This window comes from Veillonella rodentium, assembly GCF_900187285.1.
GTDB lineage: Bacteria > Bacillota > Negativicutes > Veillonellales > Veillonellaceae > Veillonella > Veillonella rodentium.
In genome coordinates this window covers 1,105,540-1,129,849 of the sequence record NZ_LT906470.1, presented here as the reverse complement: position 1 = coordinate 1,129,849, position 24,310 = coordinate 1,105,540, and the positions used below count along the sequence as shown (strand labels likewise).

General features: G+C 43.2%; 19 protein-coding genes, 1 other RNA gene and 1 other annotated feature. All 20 genes read left to right on the top strand.

Annotated features, from left to right (window positions below; genetic code table 11):
* The first annotated feature begins 47 nt into the window (after positions 1-47).
* The 20 genes from CKV62_RS05090 (at position 48) to CKV62_RS04995 (ending at position 24,196) form a co-directional block, all read left to right on the top strand.
* The gene (locus CKV62_RS05090; RefSeq protein ID WP_095065988.1) at positions 48-2,495 is read left to right on the top strand and encodes an ATP-dependent Clp protease ATP-binding subunit; all 2,448 of its coding nucleotides are present in this window, start codon (positions 48-50) and stop codon (positions 2,493-2,495) included.
* Between the two features lie 175 nt (positions 2,496-2,670).
* Positions 2,671-4,044, top strand: coding sequence for a DNA repair protein RadA (radA, locus tag CKV62_RS05085; protein ID WP_095065987.1), 1,374 nt, complete (start codon positions 2,671-2,673; stop codon positions 4,042-4,044).
* Between the two features lie 15 nt (positions 4,045-4,059).
* Positions 4,060-5,211: a PIN/TRAM domain-containing protein gene (locus tag CKV62_RS05080; RefSeq protein ID WP_095065986.1), complete on the top strand. Its 1,152-nt coding sequence runs from the start codon at positions 4,060-4,062 to the stop codon at positions 5,209-5,211.
* Positions 5,195-6,373 (top strand): 2-C-methyl-D-erythritol 4-phosphate cytidylyltransferase, encoded by a 1,179-nt coding sequence (gene ispD / locus CKV62_RS05075; RefSeq protein ID WP_095065985.1) that lies wholly within the window; start codon positions 5,195-5,197, stop codon positions 6,371-6,373. Before CKV62_RS05080 ends, ispD begins: the two co-directional genes overlap by 17 nt.
* Entirely contained in the window at positions 6,373-7,842 is a 1,470-nt protein-coding gene (gene gltX / locus CKV62_RS05070) for a glutamate--tRNA ligase (protein WP_095065984.1), read from the top strand. Before ispD ends, gltX begins: the two co-directional genes overlap by 1 nt.
* A 134-nt stretch (positions 7,843-7,976) precedes the next feature.
* Positions 7,977-8,930, top strand: coding sequence for a bile acid:sodium symporter family protein (locus CKV62_RS05065; RefSeq protein ID WP_095065983.1), 954 nt, complete (start codon positions 7,977-7,979; stop codon positions 8,928-8,930).
* Positions 8,931-9,092: 162 nt separating this feature from the next.
* Positions 9,093-9,295 (top strand) — a binding site (T-box leader).
* A 50-nt stretch (positions 9,296-9,345) separates the two neighbouring features.
* Positions 9,346-10,794 (top strand): cysteine--tRNA ligase, encoded by a 1,449-nt coding sequence (gene cysS, locus CKV62_RS05060; RefSeq protein ID WP_095065982.1) that lies wholly within the window; start codon positions 9,346-9,348, stop codon positions 10,792-10,794.
* Positions 10,784-11,269: a Mini-ribonuclease 3 gene (locus CKV62_RS05055; protein WP_095065981.1), complete on the top strand. Its 486-nt coding sequence runs from the start codon at positions 10,784-10,786 to the stop codon at positions 11,267-11,269. Before cysS ends, CKV62_RS05055 begins: the two co-directional genes overlap by 11 nt.
* Positions 11,262-11,993, top strand: coding sequence for a 23S rRNA (guanosine(2251)-2'-O)-methyltransferase RlmB (rlmB, locus tag CKV62_RS05050; protein WP_095065980.1), 732 nt, complete (start codon positions 11,262-11,264; stop codon positions 11,991-11,993). Before CKV62_RS05055 ends, rlmB begins: the two co-directional genes overlap by 8 nt.
* A gap of 74 nt (positions 11,994-12,067) precedes the next feature.
* Positions 12,068-12,751 carry an RNA polymerase sporulation sigma factor SigH gene (sigH, locus tag CKV62_RS05045; protein ID WP_095065979.1) on the top strand — a complete coding sequence of 228 codons (684 nt, stop codon included), beginning with the start codon at positions 12,068-12,070 and terminating at the stop codon, positions 12,749-12,751.
* Positions 12,752-12,762: 11 nt separating this feature from the next.
* A complete protein-coding gene (secG, locus tag CKV62_RS05040; protein WP_038116018.1) occupies positions 12,763-12,984 on the top strand; it encodes a preprotein translocase subunit SecG in 222 nt (73 codons plus the stop codon).
* A gap of 54 nt (positions 12,985-13,038) precedes the next feature.
* The gene (gene rnr, locus CKV62_RS05035) at positions 13,039-15,402 is read left to right on the top strand and encodes a ribonuclease R (RefSeq protein ID WP_095065978.1); all 2,364 of its coding nucleotides are present in this window, start codon (positions 13,039-13,041) and stop codon (positions 15,400-15,402) included.
* An 8-nt stretch (positions 15,403-15,410) separates the two neighbouring features.
* Entirely contained in the window at positions 15,411-15,881 is a 471-nt protein-coding gene (gene smpB / locus CKV62_RS05030) for an SsrA-binding protein SmpB (protein ID WP_095065977.1), read from the top strand.
* A 151-nt stretch (positions 15,882-16,032) separates the two neighbouring features.
* Entirely contained in the window at positions 16,033-16,533 is a 501-nt protein-coding gene (locus CKV62_RS05025; protein WP_095065976.1) for a hypothetical protein, read from the top strand.
* A complete protein-coding gene (locus CKV62_RS05020; protein WP_095065975.1) occupies positions 16,533-17,264 on the top strand; it encodes a 6-carboxyhexanoate--CoA ligase in 732 nt (243 codons plus the stop codon). Before CKV62_RS05025 ends, CKV62_RS05020 begins: the two co-directional genes overlap by 1 nt.
* 4 nt (positions 17,265-17,268) lie before the next feature.
* Positions 17,269-18,423 (top strand): 8-amino-7-oxononanoate synthase, encoded by a 1,155-nt coding sequence (gene bioF, locus CKV62_RS05015; RefSeq protein ID WP_095065974.1) that lies wholly within the window; start codon positions 17,269-17,271, stop codon positions 18,421-18,423.
* Positions 18,424-18,477: 54 nt separating this feature from the next.
* Positions 18,478-18,819: a transfer-messenger RNA gene (gene ssrA, locus CKV62_RS05010) on the top strand.
* A 198-nt stretch (positions 18,820-19,017) separates the two neighbouring features.
* Entirely contained in the window at positions 19,018-19,635 is a 618-nt protein-coding gene (locus tag CKV62_RS05005) for a Type 1 glutamine amidotransferase-like domain-containing protein (RefSeq protein WP_095065973.1), read from the top strand.
* Between the two features lie 251 nt (positions 19,636-19,886).
* Entirely contained in the window at positions 19,887-21,014 is a 1,128-nt protein-coding gene (locus CKV62_RS05000; RefSeq protein WP_095065972.1) for an efflux RND transporter periplasmic adaptor subunit, read from the top strand.
* A 14-nt stretch (positions 21,015-21,028) separates the two neighbouring features.
* Complete coding sequence (locus tag CKV62_RS04995) at positions 21,029-24,196, top strand: efflux RND transporter permease subunit (RefSeq protein WP_095065971.1); 3,168 nt, start codon at positions 21,029-21,031, stop codon at positions 24,194-24,196.
* The last annotated feature ends 114 nt before the right edge of the window (positions 24,197-24,310 follow it).

The window sequence follows — 24,310 nt, the reverse complement described above, 5'->3', positions numbered from 1 at the left end:
TTTATAAAGAGAATGTTAGATTAAAAATGATTGATGAGGTGATATTTATGATGCAACGTTTTACGGATGATGCACAACGGGTTCTTTCCTTCGCTCAGGAAGCAGCCTTGGAATTAGGCCACGATTATGTGGGAACAGAACATATACTCGTAGGCCTTACGAAGGTGAAAAACGGTGTTGCCGCAAAAGCACTTAACGATTTAGGTGTAACGACGGAGGATGTACTTGAAGACGTAGTCGAACAAGTGGGACGCGGAAATAAAGAGCCTAATTCCGTATATATGACACCTCGTGTTAAACATGTGTTGGAACTTGCCATTGAAGTGGCGAATCGCATGAATCATAACTATGTTGGGACGGAACATATTCTGTTGGGTTTACTCAGCGATGGCGGCGGTGTAGGTATCGCCATCCTGCGGGATATGAATATCCGTAACAATGATGTGGTTGATGCTATTCGCAAAATTCTCGGTTCTTCACAAAACGGTGAACCGGGTGGTCAAGATGGATCTAATAGTAATGGTCAACTTGGTGATTTAGCCGATTTTGCCACAGATCTTAATGAGTCGGCAAAACAAGGTAAAATCGATCCTGTTATCGGACGTGATAAAGAAATTCAACGTGTCATTCAAATTCTTAGTCGCAGAACCAAAAATAACCCTGTCCTTATCGGTGAACCGGGCGTAGGTAAAACGGCGATTGCTGAAGGGTTGGCACAACGTATCGTGAATGGTAATGTGCCTGAAATTTTGCGTAATAAACGGATCATTTCTCTTAGTATCAGTGCCATGCTCGCAGGCGCAAAATACCGAGGTGAATTTGAAGAACGGTTGAAAAAGGCTATCGATGAGGTCCAAAAACATGATGACATGATTGTCTTCATCGATGAAATTCATACCTTGGTCGGTGCCGGTGCAAGTGAAGGCGCTATGGATGCGGCGAATATTTTAAAACCGGCCTTGGCGCGTGGTGAATTCCAGGTTATCGGTGCCACAACGCTCGATGAATATAAGAAACATATTGAAAAGGATGCGGCTTTAGAACGTCGTTTCCAACCTGTTCAGGTGGGAGAACCGTCTGAAGAGGATGCTTTGGAAATCTTAAAGGGGTTACGGGATCGCTATGAAGCATTCCATAAGGCTAAGATTACCGATGAAGCCTTGGAAGCGGCTGTTACATTATCAAGTCGATATATTACGGACCGTTTCTTACCGGATAAAGCCATTGATGTGGTTGATGAAGCGGCATCCAAAGTGCGTATGAAGGTATTCTCCGCGGCGCCTGATGTCAAGGTTTTGGAAGATCAGCTTAACAATGTAAAGAAGGAAAAAGAAGCGGCTGTAACGGCGCAGGATTTTGAAAAGGCTGCCAAGCTTCGCGATGAAGAACAACGCATCGCAAAGGAAATTGATGATAAGAAATCGGAAGCTAAAGAGACGAGCGACAAGAAACTGGTTGTTACAGAAGAAGATATTGCAGTTGTAGTAGCACAATGGACGGGTATTCCCGTTTCAAAAATTGCGGAAGAAGAGTCGCAAACCTTACTTCATTTGGAGGATGAACTTCATAAACGCGTTGTGGGTCAGGACGATGCGGTTACAGCTGTAGCTAAGGCTGTACGTCGTGCGAGAGCGGGCCTTAAAGATCCGAAACGTCCTATCGGTTCCTTCTTATTCTTAGGTCCTACGGGCGTTGGTAAAACCGAATTGGCGAGGGCTTTGGCAGCATCGTTATTCGGGGATGAATCAGCCATGATTCGACTTGATATGTCAGAATATATGGAAAAACATACCGTATCGCGCTTAGTCGGTGCGCCTCCGGGATATGTGGGATATGAAGAAGGCGGTCAATTGACTGATGCCGTCCGTCGTAAACCATATAGCGTCATCCTGCTCGATGAAGTAGAAAAAGCCCATGCGGACTTTTTCAATATCTTGTTACAGGTTCTTGATGACGGTCGACTTACAGATAGTCAAGGTCGTACAGTAGATTTTAGAAATACAGTTATCATCATGACAAGTAACTTGGGGGCTAAAGCGTTACAGAAGGATTCCCCGGAATTGGGATTCTTGGCGGCAAAGAAAACGGATGCCGTGGTAAATGAAAAGAAACCGATCGACTTTGAGGAAGCTAAGAAGGCTGTTCTAGATGCGGTAAAACGTCATTTCAGACCGGAATTCCTAAATCGTATCGATGAAATGATTGTATTCCATCCATTGACAGAATCCGATTTGGAACACATTGTTACGATTTTGATGAGCAGTGTTATAAAACGTCTTGAAGAACGCGATTTACATTTGGATATTACACCGGAAGCGATGAAATTACTCGTGAAAGAAGGTTCCGATTTCGCTATGGGTGCCCGCCCTTTGAAACGTGCTATTCAACGTTTGATTGAAGATCCTGTATCCGACCTTATCTTGAAAGGTGAAGCTGTGGAAGGTACGACCATCAAGGCTGATGCCAAAGGTGACGAACTTCTTGTGACTGTGTAATATAATCCAATAGATTATGCGGTTATTTATAAGCTTTCATATAAAATATAGAGCTTAAATGGTATACTATTAGATGATAATAGTTGACCACTTGTAGTAAAATTATGCACAAAGGTCATGAATGATTATCATTCATGACCTTTTTTATATCTATCGCGAAAGTATCTGAGGGGTTATGGCAAAAGCAAAATCTGTATTTTTCTGTCAAAATTGCGGGGCCGAATCGTCAAAATGGATGGGACGATGTCCGCAATGCGGTGAATGGAATACTCTGGTTGAGGAAATTGTAAAAGAAACGAAGCATAGTCGTACGCCGGGTCGCAGTATCGGACAGCAGTCTGTAAAACCGACGGCATTACCGGATATCGAGCTATCCTCCATTGTACGCATATCGACGACCTTTTCTGAAATTGACCGCGTTTTAGGGGGCGGCATAGTACCGGGTGCATTGATGCTGATCGGTGGAGATCCGGGTATCGGTAAATCGACTTTACTTTTACAGGTATCGCAACAAATTGCCGATACGGTGGGAACCGTTCTGTATGCATCGGGTGAAGAATCACAATTACAACTAAAATTACGTGCCGAGAGATTACATATCAACGGTGAACGACTACAGGTCATAGCGGATACGGATTTGGATCACATTCTGGATCAAGCGGATTCATTGATGCCGTCATTACTTGTTATTGATTCTATTCAGACAATGTATACTGCGGATATTGATGCTGCACCCGGCAGTGTCAGTCAAGTGCGCGAATGCACGTCACGCTTACTCAGGTTCTGTAAAGAACGCAATATTCCGACGGTTATCATCGGACATGTAACAAAGGATGGAAACATTGCGGGACCTCGAATGCTGGAGCATATGGTTGACGTAGTACTTTACTTTGAAGGCGAACGATCGTATCAATTCAGAATTTTGAGATCCATTAAAAATCGTTTTGGTTCCACATCCGAAACGGGAATTTTTGCGATGGTGGAGGAAGGTTTACAGGAATTATCCAATCCATCTGCCTCTTTACTGGCGGAGCGCTCCGATGAAGAAAGCGGCAGTGCCGTTATGATTTATCTTGAAGGGGTTCGCCCGATTTTAGTGGAGGTGCAAAGCTTAGTGGTGACTACCGCATTCGGTATGCCTCGAAGGACGGCTATCGGCTATGATTTAAATCGACTCATCGTATTGCTGGCGGTCCTTGAAAAACGTTGCGGTTTTACACTTGGTAATAAAGATGTATATGTAAACGTCATCGGGGGCCTTAAGGTAAATGAACCCGCCTGTGACTTATCTATGGCGGTGGCGATTGTGTCTAATTTAAAGAATCGCATTGTACCGACAGATATGGTTATACTCGGTGAAGTAGGTTTGACAGGCAATGTTCGAAGCATACCGCGCATCGAACAGCGCATCAACGAGGCGAAGAAATTAGGCTTTACGAAGTTTATTATTCCTGACGGTAATTATAAACAGATCAAGGATAATGATAAATCCATTCAGATTCGCGGCGTCAAATCTATTACAGAAGCGATGCAGCTGGTATTTTCTTAATTAGGAGGTGATTTGATGATTTATCGCATTTTACGTTATGTTATTGCCATTCTTGTGGGCACGGCCGCCTACGTCGGAATGGACACATTAGCACCGATTATTGATCCGTATTTGGTATTACAATTTGAGATTTTCGGGGATATGTCATTGACCGTTGCTCGACTTGGAGTTCTGATTTTCGGTACGGTTCTAGGTGTAATTATTGGGTATTTGATTTCATCATTTATTTTAAAACAAGGTTTAGTTGTCTCTAAACGTTTGGAACGGGTTCTTTCACACATTCCGAACCAAGAATTAATTGCAGGCACCATCGGTTTATTATTCGGTCTTATTATTGCAAATTTAATCGGTGTCGCATTTAATCAGGTACCTATAATCGGACCTTATATTCCGATCATTTTGAGTGCCATTTTTGGGTATAGTGGACTTAAAATTATGGCTCGCAAGGGACCTGAAATCTATCTGAACTATGTACAGCAGTGGCGTGAGGATGGGCCTAAGAAACCGGGTCGCTTTAAAATGTTTTCCAACCATAAAAATGATAAATCTGAAAGTACGCCGAAATTATTAGATACATCCGTAATTATTGATGGCCGTATCAAGGAATTATGTGGAACCGGCTTTATCGAAGGCCCTCTTGTGGTACCTCTTTTTGTATTGAATGAATTACAAATTATTTCGGATTCCGCCGATGCTACAAAGCGCAATCGAGGTCGTCGCGGTCTTGATATTTTGAAGGAGATGCAGGATGCTAACAATGTAGCGATTGAGGTTGTCGAAGATGATTACGACGATTTAACCGAGGTGGATTCTAAATTGATGCGTCTCGCCCTCGATAAGCAGTGGAAATTGATGACTAATGATTTTAACCTCAATAAGGTTGCCCGCGTTCAAGGAATTACAGTTTTGAATCTTAACGAATTGGCGAATGTACTAAAGCCGGTTCTCATTGCGGGCGAATGGATTCGCGTTCAGATCATGAAAGAGGGGAAGGAAATTCATCAAGGTGTGGCCTATCTCGATGATGGCACGATGATTGTCGTTGAGGATGGCAGACCGTACGTGGGTCAGTCTGTGGAGGTCATGGTTACATCGATTTTACAGACGAGTGCAGGTCGCATGATTTTCGCTCGCGTCGACGGGGGACAACATGGACAAGGAAATTAGCTGTATCGTTCTAGCCGCCGGTGCAGGTCGGCGTATGGCATATAAGGAGAATAAAATATTCATCCCTTTGGGAAACTGTTCCATTATTCAACGTACCTTACAACAGGTGGCAAAGATTAAAGGTCTTGGTGAAATTATTCTAGTGGTCGCTGACGGTGAAGAGAAGTATATGGCGAATCATATAGATTCTCTTGATATATCTGTACCTATACGAATCGTAACAGGCGGTGCGGAGCGTCAGGATTCCGTAGGCTGTGGTCTTAAGGCTGTATCTGAGAAGAGTTCGATTATTCTTGTGCATGACGGAGCCCGTCCTCTGGCAACGACAGATATGTTTGATTCCGTTGTTGATGCGGCTCGTAAATATGGGGCCGCCACGGTAGGTGTGCCTGCAACGGATACAATCAAGCGTATCGATAAAAACCATAAAGTTGTCGAAACATTGATACGCAGTGAGCTTTATCAGATCCAGACGCCACAAGGCTTTCAAAAAGAACTATTTCAGGAGGCCTATCAAAAGGCGAGCGATGATGCATTCCTTGGAACGGATGATGTGTCTCTTGTCGAATATTTAGGTAAGCCGGTACATATTGTAGATGGTGATTACTGTAATATAAAGGTGACGACCCCCAATGATATCGCTGTGGCAAAACGATATTTGGGGATTGAGGAGAAGCGTATGCGCGTTGGATTCGGTTATGATATTCATCAGTTAAAAGCAGGGCGTCCTTGTATATTAGGCGGTGTTCACATCGAATCGGATGTGGGACCTGACGGACATTCCGATGCGGATGTGCTCATTCATGCGCTGATGGATGCCATGTTGGGGGCTGCGGGACTTCGTGATATCGGTTATTATTTCCCGCCGGAAGATGATCAATATAAGGGGATTTCAAGCCTGCTTTTACTGGAAAAAGTGAATTCCTTATTGAAAGAACAGGGCCTTGAAGCCTATAATATAGATATTATGGTTATTTCTGAAACACCGAAACTAAAGCCTCATATCGATGATATGAAGGCAAACTTGCAATCGGTGCTACATATGCCATTAGAACGCATTAGTATTAAAGCGACAACCAATGAGATGTTAGGCGCTATAGGTCGCCGTGAAGGCATTGCCACTCAGGCTGTCGTTTCTGTATATGAAGGAGAGGTTTTATAATGAGTTCCATGAAAGTTCGTTTTGCTCCAAGTCCTACGGGGCCGTTTCATATCGGTGGTGCCCGTTCCGCATTGTTTAACTGGCTATTGGCGCGTAAGGAAAAAGGGACATTCGTATTGCGCATCGAGGATACGGATTTAACCCGTTCTACTCGTGAAAGTGAGGAAAACATCAAAGCCTCTTTGAAATGGCTAGGCATGGATTGGGATGAAGGTATCGATGTGGGCGGTGACAACGGACCGTATCGTCAGACAGAACGTTTAGAACTATACAAAGCGGTAACACAACGTCTATTGGATGAAGGCAAGGCTTATGAATGTTACTGCACACAGGAAGAACTTGAAGAAGTACGTCAAGAGCAGATGGCGCGGGGGGAAACACCTAAATATAACGGTCATTGTGAACATTTAGACGAAGAGACAAAAGCAAAATATATTGCGGAAGGCCGCAAACCGACAATCCGTTTGCGTGTTCCGTTGAACAAGACCTATACCTTTGATGATATGGTACGTGGCCATGTATCCTTTGAATCCAACGGTGTGGGTGACTTTGTTATCGTTAAATCTGACGGTATTCCCGTATATAATTTTGCCGTAGTCATGGATGACCACATGATGGGGATTACCCATGTTATTCGGGCGGAGGAACATTTATCCAATACGCCTCGTCAGATGGCTATTTATGAAGCTTTAGGATGGGATATTCCCACATTCGGTCACATTTCTCTTATCCTCGGCAAGGATTATAAGAAGATGTCCAAACGTCATGGAGCCACATCGGTAGAGCAATATAAACATTTAGGCTATTTACCGGAAGCTCTGGTGAACTTTTTGGCATTGTTAGGCTGGGCTCCGGAAGGGGAAAATGAATTCTTCACGCCTGATGAATTAATTGAGGCCTTTTCTATGGATCGGGTGGCTAAAAATCCGGCCGTATTCGATATCGACAAGTTGAACCATATCAATTTTCATTATATGAAGAACTTAACTGATGAAGAACTGTTCCATCTCTGCTTACCTCATTTAAAGGAAGTAGGATTGGCTCCTGATAGTTTAAATCAAGCGGATATAGATCATTTGACATTGTTATGCTCCACGTTCCGCGATCATATCAGCTTTGGTGCACAAATCAAGGATCATGTGGGTATGTTTATGGTGGATACGGTGTTCCTTGAAGAAGGTCACGAAGAAGAATTACGTGCCGTTTTGAATGAAGAATCCGCTCCGACTGTATTGACTGCATTCCGTAATGCTTTGTCCGCATTGGATGAAATTACGCCGGATGCCGTGAAAGCAACTATCAAGGCCGTCATGAAGGAAACGTCCTTAAAAGGTAAGTTTGTATTCATGCCGATTCGCGTTGCCTTAACAGGTCAAATGCATGGGCCGGATTTGAATAATATCGTAACGTTACTCGGTAAAGAACGATGTTTACATCGCTTGGATTCTGCAGGGAACCTTACAAAATAATACTTAAGATAATATGGTATTAAGAAGCCTCTTATGAACATATAGTTTATAAGAGGCTTTCTTGTGTTACCGTTATATATTTGCTATAATTATCGGCGTGTTTTATTTGATTTTTTTGAAAGTGAGTGTATATAATGCAATTTGTTCATTCCGTGAATCGTCTATTTAATAGCTATTTGTCCTGGATTGTACTGTTAACGGCTGTTATAGCCTATTTGTTACCGAATCTATTTGCATGGATGACACCGTATGTGGCATATATGTTACAATTTGTCATGTTCGCAATGGGATTGACATTGACAGCGCAAGTTTTTATTGATGTATTTAAGCAACCTTTAAAGGTTATCTTAGTTTCTGTCATTCAATTTTTATGGATGCCTCTAGCAGGTTTCTTGGTTGGCATAGCATTTAATTTTCCTCCGGAAATAGCTATCGGATTTATTTTATTAGGCGCCTGCCCGGGCGGCACCGCATCCAATGTTATGACCTTCTTGGCTAACGGTAATGTGCCGCTGTCCGTATCGGCTACGACAGTATCAACCTTATTGGCACCGGTGTTAACTCCATTATTCGTGGTATTATATGCAGGAGCTACGTCGTCGATTGAAATAGCGTTTATGCCAATGTTTATTTCAATCATAAAGATTGTATTGGTTCCGATCATCTTGGGTATAGTATTAAACTATTTTATTGGTGTAAAGATTGAACCGGTTAAATCCGTCTGTCCTACTATTGCCGCTATCGCTGTATTGCTTATCTTGGCGGCGGTTACAGCTGTCAATCAACAACGTATCGCCGAAACGGGCTTCATTATTTTTATAGCTTGTTTAGTACAGAATTTAAGCGGTTATGTAGTGACGTATGTGGTGTGTAAACTACTCAGTATCGATGTTTCTTCTCGGCGCGCTATGCAGATTGAAGTGGCAATGCAGAATTCAGCATTATCCGTGTCTCTAGCCATGAAACACTTCACACCTCAAGCGGCTGTGGCCGGTGCGGTATTTTCTATTATTCATAATTTTACAGGATCTATTTTTGCCGGTATATGCCGTAAGCATGATGATCGGGAAAAGTTGGAAAAAGCATAATTTGACAGATATTGTAAAACGATGTTAATCCTCATTCTCGAATGACCGTATCGTGTTTAAAAAGGTATGCATATGGTCTTCGCGGGTGAGGATTTGTCTTATTATCATTGACATTATATAGCGTAATTGGTACAATTATTACATATTTAAATAGGTTATATATCAATAGCTGAGACTGAAAGAAGTACTCTACAACTAACTTTTTAGCGAGAACCGATGGTGGGAGGGTTTAAGGATAGGTAGATGAAATGCATTCACGAGCTGACATTCCGATTATAGGTAGGTTTGTCCGGTCACGCGCCGTTATGCGTCGAGTGGGTATGAACGTACCTAACAGAGTGGAACCGCGGACCATCGTCTCTGTATGAGATGAGAGGTCTTTTTTATTTTATAAAAGATGGAGGCATCGGCAACGATGAGAGAAATTACAGTTTATAATACTATGACGCGTCAAAAAGAGGTGTTCTCTCCTGTGACACCGGGGGAAGCCAAGATGTATGTATGTGGTGTAACACCATATAATCATCCTCATATCGGCAATGCGCGTCCGTTCGTAACATGGGATGTAATCCGCCGGTATATGAAGCATGTAGGCTATAAGGTTACATATGTGCAAAACTTCACCGATGTGGACGATAAAATCATCAATACATCCAATGGGGAAGGTGTATCCTGGGATACTATTGCAAATCGTTATATCGACAGTTACTTTGAGGTGATGGATGCACTCGGTGTACAGCGTGCAGATATTTACCCTCGCGTGTCCACACATATTGATGATATCATCGCCATGATTAGCACCTTGATTGAAAAGGGGTATGCATATGAACTTGACGGCGACGTATATTACAGCGTTGAAAAATTTGATCATTATGGCGAATTATCCGGTCGTACATTAGATGATATGGAAGCCGGTGCTCGTATTGAGGTAGACGGACGTAAACATAATCCGATGGATTTCGCTTTATGGAAAGCGGCTAAACCGGGAGAGCCGTACTGGGAAAGTCCGTGGGGCAATGGCCGTCCCGGCTGGCATATCGAATGTTCCGCCATGAGTCAGAAATATCTCGGTACGGAATTTGATTTCCATGGTGGCGGCAGTGATTTGATTTTCCCGCATCATGAAAATGAAATCGCTCAGTCCGAAGGTTGTTCCGGACAACATCCGGCAGTACGTTACTGGCTGCATAACGGGTTTATCACCATTAACTCCGAAAAAATGTCGAAATCTCTGAATAACTTTTTCTTGGTAAAAGATATTTTAGAGCAATATAGTCCGGATGCTTTGCGGTACTTCTTGTTGAGTACCCATTATAGAAGTCCGTTGGATTTCTCCGATGAACGTCTTGAAGAGGCTAACAAGTCTTTGGAACGTTTAAGTACAGCTATTGAAAATCTATTGTATTTGGAAGGCTGTGAAGCGGGCGAATGTGATGAAGCGCAACGTTTATTAGCTCGAGCGAAGACGTATGAAGAAGAATTTGAAGCCGCTATGAGCGATGATTTTAATACGGCATTGGCTACATCGAGCATGTTCGGCCTGGCAAAAGAAATCAATATTTATTATCAGGAGGTTTCAAGCCGCAACGGCGTTGTATGTCAAGAGGCTATTGCCGAAGTAAAACGCATATTTAAATTCATGACGGAAATTATCGGTGTTCTTGAAAAGGCATGGGAAGGTAATACCGGTGCTAATGCAGCAGAATATGGAGAATTGATGCAAGTTATCCTGTCCGTTCGTCAGGCTTGTCGAGATCAAAAACAATGGGCATTGGCGGACTGCATCAGAGATCGTCTATCGGACATCGGTATTGTTATTGAAGATTCTCCTCAAGGGGCACGGTGGAAAAAACGTGAAGTTTAGACAATTTCAGTTCTTAAGAAATGAAGCCGTTAAAAAACTACATCAGTTAAATAAAGAACCTATGCATTTACGCAGTCGTACAATTGAGGAAGCCCTTGGCGCGGATGCGGTGATGCTCGCCTATATCGGAGACGCCGTATACTCAATGTACGTTCGTGAACGCGTGGTGCAGATGAATATTTCTAAGATGCAGGTATTGCACACCATTGTGACCGAGTTTATCTGTGCAAGGTCTCAGGCAAAGGTCTTGCAGACGTTGGAGACTACTTTCACGGATGATGAACAGGCTGTAGCGAGACGGGCCAGAAACAGTCATGTGAATGTCCCTAAAAGCAGTTCTGTTCAGGAGTATCGCAGCAGTACCGCTTTTGAAGCGGTTCTGGGATTTCTGTATGAAACACGTCAGGATGAACGTTTACAAATGTTGATGCGTGAAGCTTTTTCCGCGACTTTACAAGGTATGAATCATGGATAATTACATCGTAGGCCGTAATGCGGTCAAGGAAGCCCTTAAAAGCGGGCGCTCCATTCAACGCATTTTGGTCAGTGAGGATAAGGTTAAAACAGGGCTTGCCGATATTGTGGGCCTTGCAAAATCTCAAGGAATTGAGGTGCGACCTACACCGATTAAGCAGATGAATAAGTATGAATTCGATGTGCCTCATCAAGGTGTTATCGCTTTCGTGTCCGCCGTACAATTCAAAGAGTTAGGTGAAGTATTGCAAGAGACAGACCATGAAGTGCCGTTACTGATTCTTACGGATGGTGTGGAGGACCCTCATAATATGGGGGCAATTATTCGAACGGCCGAATGTGTCGGTGCTACGGCGGTACTCATTCCGAAGCGACATAACGCACCGATTAATGCCACCGTAGCCAAGACCTCAGCCGGTGCTATAGAACAAATTCCACTTGTCCAAGTCGGTAATGTGGCGCAGACGGTTAAGCAATTACAAAAGCAGGGCTTTTGGGTTCTGGGGGCCCATATGGAAGGAGACCGAACCTTGTACGAAGCTGACATGACGGTTCCTACGGTTCTCGTTATCGGGAATGAAGGAAAGGGCATCAGTCGCGTCGTAAAGGAAGCGTGTGATTTTCTCGTTACAATTCCGATGTATGGTCGTCTAAATTCTTTGAATGCATCCGTAGCGGCAGCTGTTCTCATGTATGAGGCTGTACGACAGAGACAAACTAAATAGTTGAAAATCATAGATGCTTTCAGTATAATAAACTATATTGGGTTTTCTCTCGTGATTGTAAGGAGGAGCACACTATGAAGACGATTCATACACGCAAGTCCGATTACAATTTCAAAGAAATGACCGATGAACAAGTTGTGGTCATTGCTCAGGAAGAGCAAAATGAGTTTGCAATCGATTATATAGTCAATAAATATAAGAATTTTGTTCGTGCTAAGGCTCGTTCCTATTTTCTCGTAGGGGCCGATCGCGAGGACATCATCCAAGAAGGAATGATCGGGCTTTATAAGGCTACTCGTGATTTTAAACAAGACAAATTAGCATCATTCAGGGCTTTTGCTGAACTATGTATTACAAGGCAAATTATAACGGCTATCAAGTCCGCTACGCGCCAGAAACATGCACCGTTAAACTCCTATATATCATTAAACAAACCTGTTTATACGGAGGAATCGGAGCGAACTTTGATTGAAATGCTGTCTTCCGCAAAGGTTACAAATCCGGAGGAACTGATTATCAGCCGAGAGGAACTGGATGATATTGAGCGCAATATCGGTCATATTTTGAGTGATCTTGAGTGGGAGGTTTTGGAAGGTTATCTTGATGGACGATCTTACCAGGAAATGGCGAAGGTCACAGAGCGCAGCGTTAAATCGATAGACAATGCGTTACAAAGGGTTAAACGTAAATTAGAGAAGTATTTAGAGCATCGTGTATTGGACTCCGTCGGAGTCTCACAGGAAGGAAGACAACAGTGACAAATATTTTTATGGTCCTAGAAATAATCGTATCCGTATTATTAATTGTGGTTGTAATAGCACAGAACAGTAAGAGCTCCGGTATGGGTGGTGCCGTATCCGGTGCCGCGGATTCCTCATTTGGCGGTAAGGAACGAGGTTTAGACGGTTTCTTGTCAAGATGTACGATTATATTGGGGATTATCTTTGCTGTGTTGAGCTTAGTATTAGGAGCAATGATTAATCAATTCTAATGATGAAAGCCTGCATTGCAGGCTTTTATTTTTTATGTTAAAGGATGTGGAGTCTTGAAGAAGAAAGTATTAGAGTTTTATAAATCCATAGAACCACATGCATATCATATCGAGGATGCCGCTGTAGATAATAATATTAGGGGCGGCAAAGATTTGGAGCGGTTTATTCGGGCTGCTCATAGCCTTGAAAAAGAAGGGGGTTTGCAGTCTATACGCCCTGATGTATATATGTACCAAGAACAACACTATGATGAATATGAAGGAATATATAAGGGGTATCGTAAATCTTTCGGATTTGTCATCATGCCTGAAGGGGAAGATGATATTTATATTCCGGAAAAATATAAAGGTACCGCCATGCATAATGATAAGGTACGTGTTCGCGTTATTCCGTCCACCTATATCAACCACAAGCGGGAAGGTTTCATTGTAGATATTATCGAACGTGCTAATGAAACGATTGTCGGCACCTATGATCGGCAACAGAATTTCGGCTTTGTCGTACCGGATGATGAAAGAATCGGTACAGATATATTTGTAGCACTTGAGAACACCCTGGATGCTCGTAGCGGGGCCAAGGTACTGGTAAAAGTTACAAAATGGCCGGAAGGGGATAAAAAACCGGAAGGGGTCATTACGGAGATTCTCGGCTATAAGGGGGATGTGGGCCTTGATATCAACTGTATCATGGCGAATCATAAGATCCCGTTCTCATTTCCTGACGATGTAATCAAGGCCAGTCAGCGCATCGATACGGTTATTCATGATGATTCAAAGCGATGGGACCTCAGAGATTTACAGATGGTTACCATAGATGGTGAAGATGCAAAGGATCTGGATGATGCCGTAAGCGGGCGAAAGCTGCCGAACGGTAATTACGAACTGGGTGTTCATATTGCGGATGTCAGTCATTATGTAATATCCGGTCAGGCCATCGATAAAGAAGCCTATAAACGGGGCACCTCCGTATATTTGGTAGACCGTGTCGTACCTATGCTGCCGGAGGTGTTATCAAACGGTATCTGCAGTTTAAATGCGCATGAAGATCGATATGCTATGACCTGTATGATGGAAATTGATGAAGCAGGTCAAGTGGTAAACTACCGTATTAAACCTTCCATTATCAACGTAGGACGGCGTTGCAGCTATAAAGAGGTCTACAAGGCTTTGGCAGAAGACATTATTCCTCCTGATTTGTCGGATTTTATGCCAATGTTACGGGATTTAGCGGAGATTGCGAATATCCTTAACCGTATGCGTCGTCAACGTGGTGCACTGGATTTTGATTTTCCTGAGTACAAGGTGTTACTTGATTCGGAAGGTACGCCATTGCGCATTGTTAAACGTGACAGAACCTTAGCTGAGCGCCTCATTGAGGAATGCATGCTCATCGCCAACGAAACGGTAGCCACCCATTTAAAGGATACACATCGGGCATCTGTATATCGTATTCATGAAATTCCTAACGAGGAGAAATTATCACTCTTTCAAAAGGTTCTCAACTATCTAGGTGAAAATCTCTTTCTCGGTGCTGATGGTGTTACACCGCGAGATTTTCAAAAAATTCTCGATACGGTAAAGGGAAAAGATATCGAACAAGTTGCTCAGATTATGGCGTTGCGATCTATGCAGCAGGCTAAGTACAGTGTGGAAAATGTGGGCCATTTCGGCCTGGCATCCACCTGTTATACGCATTTTACATCACCGATCCGTCGATATCCGGATTTAATGGTGCATCGTCTATTGAAAGCCGATATGCACTGGCCTAACGGATATAGTAAACGAGATGTGGATGAGGAATTTTTAGTACGTGCTGCGGAACATTCATCGATTCAGGAACAGGTCGCGACTGAAGCGGAACGGGAAACGACGGACTTGAAGAAGACTCAGTATATGGTTCCTTTTGTAGGTGAGGTATTTACGGGTATCATTTCGAGTATCACATCTTTCGGTATGTTCGTGGAACTCGAAAACGGTATTGACGGTCTCGTTCATATCAGTATGATGACGGATGATTATTACTCTTTTGACGAAGAGCATTTCGTCCTTGTAGGCAAACGGACCGGACGCATATATCGATTAGGGGAAACCGTAACGGTAACTTTGGTGAAAGCCGATGTAGAGAAGAAACAGATTGATTTTGTTCTCGGAGAAGTTGATAATTTGACGGCGATTCAGGAACAACTGAACAATGATTCGGATTACGGTGATTCCCGTAGAAGTAGAGGGGCTCGCAAGTCGGGCGGATCCAAAACGAAGGGGCGTAGAAAGCAGTCTTCTCGTAAGAACGGTTCCGGTCGCTCGAAATATGATGCTTTCAAAAGTAAATCTGGTAAAGGTAAATCAAGCCGTAAGAAATCTCATAAAACATCGAAACGAAACGGTTCAAAAAAGTCTAAGGGAAAACGTAAACGATAGGAGGCCATATGGCAAAACAAGCAAATCCGTCGCTTATTGCTGATAATCGTAAGGCGCGTCATGATTTTAACATTCATGAAACCTATGAAGCGGGCATTGCTCTGACGGGGACGGAAATTAAATCCATTCGGCAGGGAAAATTGAACTTAAAGGATAGTTTCTGTCGCATTGATAAGGGAGAACTGTTACTTTACGGTGTGCATATCAGTCCTTATGAGCAGGGAAACCGCTTTAATCATGATCCTGAACGGACTCGGAAGTTATTGATGCATAAATCGGAAATCAATAAATTGCACGCGCAGGTGAAGGAAAAGGGATATTCATTGGTGCCGTTAAACTTTCATTTCAGTCGTGGTTATGTAAAGGTTACGGTCGGTCTCGTAACGGGCAAAAAACTTTACGATAAGCGTCAGGATATGGCGGAACGTGATGCGAAACGCGATATAGAAAAACGTTTGAAGGAACAGCAGAAATATTGATCTTACAGCGATGTGCTGTTCTGTAGCTTATTGTTAACTGCATTTCATAATTTGAGATGCAGTTTTTTCTTGTATAATTATGATTCTCTAATTATAATGTAAACTGTAATAATAGTTTGTGGTTAACATTATCTGGGTAGAGGAGATTATCATGAATCAGAACATCAGGTACATTACGGAAATCGCAATTTTAACGGCTATGATCACTGTGTTGGGGGCAATTAAAATTCCAAATGTTATACCGGGCATAGAATTTCAACTGTCTGCACCTTTGGCGGTGGCAATTTGCGCCGTATTCGGATTTAAGAAGTACATTATCAGCGGTTGTTTATCGAGCTTAATAGGTTTGTCACTGGGGACACAAACCATATTGAATGTGATGATTGCTATGCAGTTCAGACTGATTGTAGGGTTGATTTTGTGGGTATGTCATAATCATATAGTCGGCATTATCATATCCGGCCCTATCGCATCGGTTTTAGCAAGACTATCGCTATCTCTATATATCGGAAAAGCGGCGTTGCCAATGATCGGATTGGCCGTACCGGGTATGATTTTTACCGTTATTATGGCCCCTGTATTCGTGAAAGTATTCCAGAAAATTCATAATCAGGTACCTCAACATCACTCCGTAAAAGGGAAGGTGTTATGATGAAACCCTTATATAGCATACGTATGCGTGCTGCTCAAGGAGGCCCTCATGAATCGGGAGGACATCATATTTCCGGTGCAGAGCGTATCGTTACGATGGATCAGGTAGGGGCTGTGGCGCAGTCTTTAGCTGATCGAGCTTTACATCATAGTAAAGGGGTTGCTGATTTTATCAATATCACTGTTGATCTTGTACCGACGGATTCCATACTGCATATCCCCGTGTTGGACGTAGAGGAGTATGAAACCTCCGACGTATCCGATGCGCGTTTACTGGCAAAGAAACTTTTGAGCAAAACTGAAATTACCTCTATGTCCGTGGATAAAGGGGTATCTCTATTATGTGGCTTATCAACATCTATGCGCGGCGCTATGTTGATTGATTCCGTTTCTGGGGAACGCCTTGATGAAGGGCCGCGAGGCGTGCGTGTCAGTCATATGGATACTTGCTCGGATCTCAGTATGTACAATATGAATGAACATATGCGCGAGGCTCTGGTATTAGCCTCGAAGGTACAATCCTGTGAAGGTATTGTTGGTGAATTGTGCTGGTCCGATGACCCGGATTATACGATAGGCTATGTCGCCTGTAACGGTGTATATCATCGCCTTCCTCATATGAAAGAAATGGATTCATCCATAGGAGGGCGTATCTTTTTTGTTAAACCGGGAACAGATGTATCAAAATTAGTCGCTTATTTGGAGTCTGCTCCAGTATTAGTTGAATGGTGAGAAGATGTATGAATACTTTCAACAACAATTAACAGATAAAGAAATTAGTCATAATTTCAGAACTATTAAAGAGTATCATCCCATAGATGCAGTGCGTGTAGTGTATGATGATAGAGAGTATCTGATGATGGCCTCGAATAATTATCTGGGTCTGACCTTTGACAGCCGCGTACAATCTGCGGCTATAGAAGCCGTACAGAAATATGGGACCGGATCCGGCGGGGCTCGTCTTGTATCGGGCACATTTCCTCTGTTTACAGAGCTGGAGAGAGCCATTGCAAAGTTTAAATATTCCGAGAGTGCCTTGATTTTTAATACGGGGTATATGGCGAATGTAGGGACGATAGCCGCCTTGTGCGACAAAAACAGCATTGTCTTCAGTGATGCTCTAAATCACGCCAGCATCATTGACGGTTGTCGTCTAAGTAAAGCTGCTATACAGACGTATCGACATTGTGATACGGAGCATTTAACATATCTACTCAACAACGTACCGAAGGATACGCATAAGTTGATTGTTACGGATGGCGTATTCAGTATGGATGGTGATATTGCACCGTTGGATACGCTATATGAATTGAGCCGAGAATATAATGCGCTGATCATGGTCGATGACGCTCATGCTACAGGTGTTATCGGCGAGGGGCACGGAACATCAGCCCATTTTGGCTTGGACGGACTTGTGGATATTCAGTTGGGCACATTGAGTAAAGCATTGGGTTCCGTAGGCGGATATGTGGCTGCGTCCAAGATCATTGTTGATTATCTCGTCAATTTCAGTCGTAGTTTTATATTTTCAACGGCATTATCACCGGCTGATATTGGCGCGGCCTTGGCGGCGCTTAATTTGATTGAAACCGATATTGATATTTATGAACGACTGCAGGCTAATGTGGCTTATATGGCTCGAGCATTAGGAACATTCGGTATAGAGTCAACGGATACGACACCGATATTTCCGATTATAATCGGTAAGAACGAAGATGCCTTGGCCGTATCTCATTCACTTTGGAAATCCGGTATTATCGGAACCGCTATCCGTCCGCCGACGGTTCCTGTCGGTGAAAGCAGAATCAGACTCACCGTGACTGCCGCACATACTAGAGAACAGATCGATTATGTGTGCAGGTCTTTGCAACAGGCTATGAGCAATATTTAATGGCTTAAATTGACAGTGCGTATAAATAGGCTTATAATTATTTAACCGACGCACGGGGATGTAAAGGTTTCGACAGGGGTGCGTGTGGTATAGATAGCGGGTCGGCGTTCCATGGGGCCGTAAAACGGTGGGAAAACATTTAAACGCAGAAGAAAATTTTGCATTAGCTGCATAAGCTACGTCCCTCATACTTGTGCCTACCAAGTGTGAATGGACGTCAAACAGTAGGCTGGCCTAATTTAGTCGTTCATATGAATTAGGCGAGACAATATGAACTGGGGTTGTGTAGCTTGTCTGTGAGCGATAGCAACCTGAGACTTAAATCATAGACTGTGCTCGGAGAAGTCTATATGGCAACACTTCTGGACAGGGGTTCGACTCCCCTCATCTCCACCAAATAAAAGGCCTACATTTATTTCTTGAGAAATGAGTAGATGCTTACAGATAAATTAGTGATTTTTCGGCTATAATAGATAGAGAACAGCCGATTAAGTGGTTCTAAAAACCGCCTAGGTAGATTCTTAGGCGGTTTTTTGTATAATAAGAACCATTTTATTATTAATAGGTGGTAAAAAATTTGAGGGGTGATAGTTTATGGAAATTTTACTTATGTCATATTTAGCGGGAACAGAAAGTATAACAAAAAAGTATCTTTCAAAAATGGTTTCGAATAAAATAATTTTTATTCCTACTGCCGGAAATGTCGAACCATATACTGGATATATCGATGAAGGTATTGAGATGCTGAGATTGCTAGGGTATGAAGTTGAAATTATTGATATTACCAAATTTGATGAAGGCTATTTAAAGGATAAAATTTTAAAGGCGGAATGTATATGTATATCCGGTGGGAACACCTTTTATTTATTGCAGGAAATAAATAAGAAAAATCTTATAAAGGTCCTTGTTAAAAGAATCAAAGAAGGGGCATTCTATATCGGTGAATCCGCAGGGGCAATCATTATGTCTGAGAATATTGAATATAATCACATAATGGATGATAAAAGTATAGCCTCTGAATTAGATGATTATGCAGGGTTAAATGTATTTGATCATTATGTTCTGCCGCATATAGGAGAGTATCCATTTGAAAAAACTGCTCAGAAAACATTAGATACTTATCAAGATAAGATATCATTAGTGCCGATAAACAATAATGAAGCAATTTTAGTGAATGATAATGGTTATACGGTATTAAATGAAAGCAAATAAAGTAAACTAGTGATTTATGATTTTATATTCTTGAAAGTTATAAGTGTTCACATTTAAATATTTAATGTCAATGATTTTTACCATTTTTATTGCATGCAATGGAAGAGTGTTTATTTAGATTTTATCTGTGGTTTACTGTATTCAGAAAGTCCTTATAAGTTGACTTCATAAATAGAATAAAGTAAAATATATTGAGATATCTGTGAATTTCTACGCTATAAATAATTAGTTTCGTAAAAAGGAGTATGGTAATGAAGTTTCGTTATTCCCGTATGTTGGTGGCTCTCGTGATGTCGGCTGTTATGGTTGCAGGTTGCGGCAACGAACAACAGCAGTCCGGTGACGTGGCTGTCAATGCATATAAAATCACTGCCGGTGATGCACAGGTGGACCAGACTTTCAGCGGTACTGTCATCGCTGAAAATTCTGTGGCCGTTCATGCCCGTGTAACCGGTTATGTAGTGGAAAAATATGTAAAAGGTGGAGAACAGGTTGTAGCGGGACAACCGTTATATCGGATTGACTCCCGTCAATATGAAGCCAGTCTGGCCAATGCAGAGGCACAGGCTGCGCAGGCCAATGCTACATTGAAAAATGCCGAGGTTGATTTGCAGCGCTATGAAAGCCTGGCTAAAGAAGATGCCATTGCGCAGCAACGTGTAGATACACAGCGCAGTACAGCGGAGCAGGCTAAAGCGGCCTATGATGCGTATGAAGCGTCCGTCAAGATCGCTCAGGATAATTTGGGGGATACCATCGTATATGCGCCGTATTCGGGCACATTACGCATGGATGATGTGGATCTGGGGACTTTTATACAATCCGGGTCCACCACATTGGTGACTATCGATTCTATTGACCCGATTTTTGTTGAATTCAGCATGACGGAGCAGGAATATCTCGATTTCATGACGAATCGATCCGGTGATGATACAAGCGGTACCGATCTTCAGTTAAAACTGGCTGACGGTCAGGTATATGGTGAAATGGGGACAATCGTACAGGCTGCGAAGAGTCTTGACAACTCCACCGGCAAACTTGTGTTGAAAGCGTCCTTCCCGAATCCTAATCACCTGCTGTTACCCAACATGTTTGCGACGGTAGTTTCACCGGGTGAAAAATTAAAGAATGCTATCCTCGTTCCATCCCGTGCAATTTTGCAAATTATGGATAAGAACTTCATCTATGTAGTCAATGCGGACGGAGTTGTCGAACAGAAAGCTGTTGAACTCGGCGGTACTACGGGGGGGAATACTATCGTCAAGTCCGGTTTATCCGCAGGGGATACTATTATCGTTGACGGTTTAACCAAAGTTAAGAACGGCGTGAAGGTAAATCCGACAATGCTTACAAAAGAGCAGTTGAAGGCGACAAAATAAGAGGAGGCTAGATCGTGTCGAAATTCTTTATCAATCGACCTATCTTTGCCATCGTAGTAGCCATCGTTATTACGTTGGTAGGTCTCATTTCCATGATGAACCTTCCGATAGCTCGATATCCGCAAATTTCTCCGCCTACCGTTCGTGTTAATGCCACTTATACCGGTGCTACGGCACAAGTCGTAAACGATACGGTGGCCAGTGTTATTGAAACACAAATTGTAGGCGTACAAGATATGGACTATATGACGTCCAACAGTTCCAGTAGCGGCAGCTATTCCTTGACGATTCAATTCAATCAGGGAACCGATGCCGACATGGATACCGTTAATACTCAAAACCGTGTGCAGGCGGCACTTTCACAGTTGCCGTCCGAAGTGCAGGCCGTAGGGGTTACGACCACAAAATCGTCCGGTGACATGGCGCTGGTATTTTCTCTGAATTCCCCTAACAGCACGTATAACTCAACATTTCTTAAGAATTACGGTACCAATTATTTGATGGACGCCATTAAATCCATCAAGGGCGTAGGTTCCGTACAGGAATTCGGTTCCGACTACGCGATGCGTGTCTGGTTGGATCCTGCGAAGATGCAAAAGCTGGGTGTCACCATTTCCGATGTCACCGCAGCAATTAAGGCTCAAAATCTGCAGGCCGCTGCAGGTACGGTTGGGCAGAACCCGACAAACGGACAGCAGGCCTTCCAATATCCGATCAAGATTGAAGGGCGTCTTGTAACGCCGGAACAATTCGGCGATATTTCGTTGACAAATTCTCAAGGCACGGTACTTCACCTGAAAGATATTGCACGGATTCATATTGGTGCGGAGGATTATAATTTTAAATCCAAGACGAATCATAAGGAAGTGGCGGGTTTTGCGATTTCCTTGCAGAATGATGCGAATGCTCTTGAAACAATCGCCAATGTAAAGAAGGTTCTGGAAGAGCAATCCAAATCATTCCCTCCTGATATGGAATACCACGTTGTCGTTGATAATACGAAATTCGTAAGCGCATCCATTAATGAAGTCGAGCATACCTTCTTTGAAGCGTTGCTGCTCGTATTAGTCGTAGTGTATGTGTTTTTACAGTCGTGGCGTTCCACAATCATCCCTATGATTGCCGTACCTGTATCGTTGCTCGGTACATTCGGCGCATTCGTGATATTGGATTTTTCCATTAACACGTTGACATTATTTGCCATGGTGCTGGCGATCGGCCTTGTCGTCGATGATGCCATCGTTGTGGTGGAAGCTGTTGAATACGAATTAAAATATAACGGGCTGCCTCCGAAAGAAGCGGCCATTAAGGCGATGGAAAATGTGCAGGGACCTGTTATCGGTATCGCTTTCGTATTGGTTGCCGTATTCGTGCCGGTAGCTTTTATGGGCGGTATGACGGGGATTCTGTACAAACAGTTCGCTTTGACTATCGCCGTATCCGTCGTTATTTCCGCCGTTATCGCTCTCGTATTGACACCGGCGCTTTGTGCGACCATGTTGAAGCCTCATGTACCGAATGAGCATGAAAATTGGGTACATCGTCAATTGAATAAATTTAATGCGGGCTTGGAGCGTTTCAGCAACTGGTACGGGTTTCAACTGGCCCGTTTAAGCCACCGTTTGAGCTTAACAATTATCACGCTGCTTATATTTGCAGGCGGTACGGGTCTTGTGTTTCATTTTTTACCGACCGGGTTTGTGCCGGACGAAGATAGCGGTTATTATATGATTGCCGTTAACGAACCGCCAGGGGCCACATTGGACCGTACTATGGAAACCCTTGAAAAGGTTGCATATTTCCTTGAAACTTCTGACGGTATTCATGATAATTTCCAGGAGGTCTTCACCGTCGCCGGTTTCGACCTTTTGGGGGGCGGTCAGAAAAGCAGTGCCGGTGTTATCTTCGCCACATTGACGGAATGGGATCAGCGTACACGTGCCGATCAATCCGTTAATGCCATGATCGGCGCCACTTTCGGATTTGCCGCTAAAGGGGTACCGGAAGCGACGATTATCGCTCTGAACCCACCGTCCATTCCGGGGCTTGGCAACACCGGTGGTTTCAGTATGTATATCATTAATAAGGCGGGGGACAGTCCGCAAGTTATGGCCGAACGGGCTAATGAATTCTTGGCGGAAGCCCGAAAGAGTCCGGCCATTCAAACAGTATATACTACATTTGACACATCGACACCATCCTTACAATTTGATATCAATCGTGAGAAAGCGGCTCAAGATGGTGTCGCTTTGTCCGATATTTTCACCACATTGCAAGGTTTTTACGGCAGTATCCAGGTCAATGACTTCACTACGTACGGTAAAAACTACAAGGTAGTGGTGCAGGCTGACGATATGTACCGTCAAAATGCGGATAATCTCAATATGTTGGCGGTTCGTAACAGCAATGGCGCGATGGTTCCGGTATCCAATTATATTACAAAGGAACAGACCGGTATGCCTTCCAGCATTTCTCGTTTCGATAATGCGATGGCCGTACAGATCGGCGGTTCTCAAGCGAGCGGCTATTCTTCCGGTGATGCTATCGATGCATTGAAAGCGGCGGCGGAAAAAACATTACCACAAGGTTATACTTACGACTGGGCGGGTCAATCCCGCGAAGAATTGAAAGCCGGTTCTCAAACCGTGATGATTCTCGGTTTAGGGCTTGTTTTTGTATTCTTGATTTTGGCCGCTCTGTATGAATCTTGGAAGGTACCGTTCGCCGTATTATTCTCCGTACCATCCGGTATGATCGGTGCATCATTGATACCGTTCCTGTTGAACTTTACCGGTAAATATAGTTTGGCTAATGATATTTATATGCAGATCGGCTTGCTTACATTGGTGGGGCTGGCGGCTAAGAATGCGATTCTGATTATCGAATATGCTAAAATTCGTGTTGATGAGCGCGGAATGAACGTTGTCGATGCGGCGATTGAAGCTGCAAAGATACGTTTGCGTCCTATTTTGATGACATCCTTCGCGTTTATCCTCGGTGTATTACCGTTGGCTGTATCTACTGGTGCCGGTTCCGGTGCCCGTATATCAATGGGGATTACCGTAGTTGCAGGGATGACGACGGCAACATTGTTCGGTATATTTATCATTCCGATGTTGTTCATCATCATTGAAAAACTTGGGCCCGGCTTGTTGACTAACCGTAAGAAAGACCATGAATAAACATCTTTAATATTTTGTATATTATGATGGTTTAAAACACGCCACTACGTAGTAGTGGCGTGTTTTTTTGTGTGAATTATGATATAATGAATAAGTTAAAAATCGGATTGACTT

Bases quoted from the DNA above. Each gene is read 5' to 3' on its own strand.
- CKV62_RS05090 (WP_095065988.1), top strand. From the start codon at position 48: ATGATGCAACGTTTTACGGATGATGCACAACGGGTTCTTTCCTTCGCT.
- radA (WP_095065987.1), top strand. From the start codon at position 2,671: ATGGCAAAAGCAAAATCTGTATTTTTCTGTCAAAATTGCGGGGCCGAA.
- CKV62_RS05080 (WP_095065986.1), top strand. From the start codon at position 4,060: ATGATTTATCGCATTTTACGTTATGTTATTGCCATTCTTGTGGGCACG.
- ispD (WP_095065985.1), top strand. From the start codon at position 5,195: ATGGACAAGGAAATTAGCTGTATCGTTCTAGCCGCCGGTGCAGGTCGG.
- gltX (WP_095065984.1), top strand. From the start codon at position 6,373: ATGAGTTCCATGAAAGTTCGTTTTGCTCCAAGTCCTACGGGGCCGTTT.
- CKV62_RS05065 (WP_095065983.1), top strand. From the start codon at position 7,977: ATGCAATTTGTTCATTCCGTGAATCGTCTATTTAATAGCTATTTGTCC.
- cysS (WP_095065982.1), top strand. From the start codon at position 9,346: ATGAGAGAAATTACAGTTTATAATACTATGACGCGTCAAAAAGAGGTG.
- rlmB (WP_095065980.1), top strand. From the start codon at position 11,262: ATGGATAATTACATCGTAGGCCGTAATGCGGTCAAGGAAGCCCTTAAA.
- sigH (WP_095065979.1), top strand. From the start codon at position 12,068: ATGAAGACGATTCATACACGCAAGTCCGATTACAATTTCAAAGAAATG.
- secG (WP_038116018.1), top strand. From the start codon at position 12,763: ATGGTCCTAGAAATAATCGTATCCGTATTATTAATTGTGGTTGTAATA.
- smpB (WP_095065977.1), top strand. From the start codon at position 15,411: ATGGCAAAACAAGCAAATCCGTCGCTTATTGCTGATAATCGTAAGGCG.
- CKV62_RS05025 (WP_095065976.1), top strand. From the start codon at position 16,033: ATGAATCAGAACATCAGGTACATTACGGAAATCGCAATTTTAACGGCT.
- CKV62_RS05020 (WP_095065975.1), top strand. From the start codon at position 16,533: ATGAAACCCTTATATAGCATACGTATGCGTGCTGCTCAAGGAGGCCCT.
- bioF (WP_095065974.1), top strand. From the start codon at position 17,269: ATGTATGAATACTTTCAACAACAATTAACAGATAAAGAAATTAGTCAT.
- CKV62_RS05005 (WP_095065973.1), top strand. From the start codon at position 19,018: ATGGAAATTTTACTTATGTCATATTTAGCGGGAACAGAAAGTATAACA.
- CKV62_RS05000 (WP_095065972.1), top strand. From the start codon at position 19,887: ATGAAGTTTCGTTATTCCCGTATGTTGGTGGCTCTCGTGATGTCGGCT.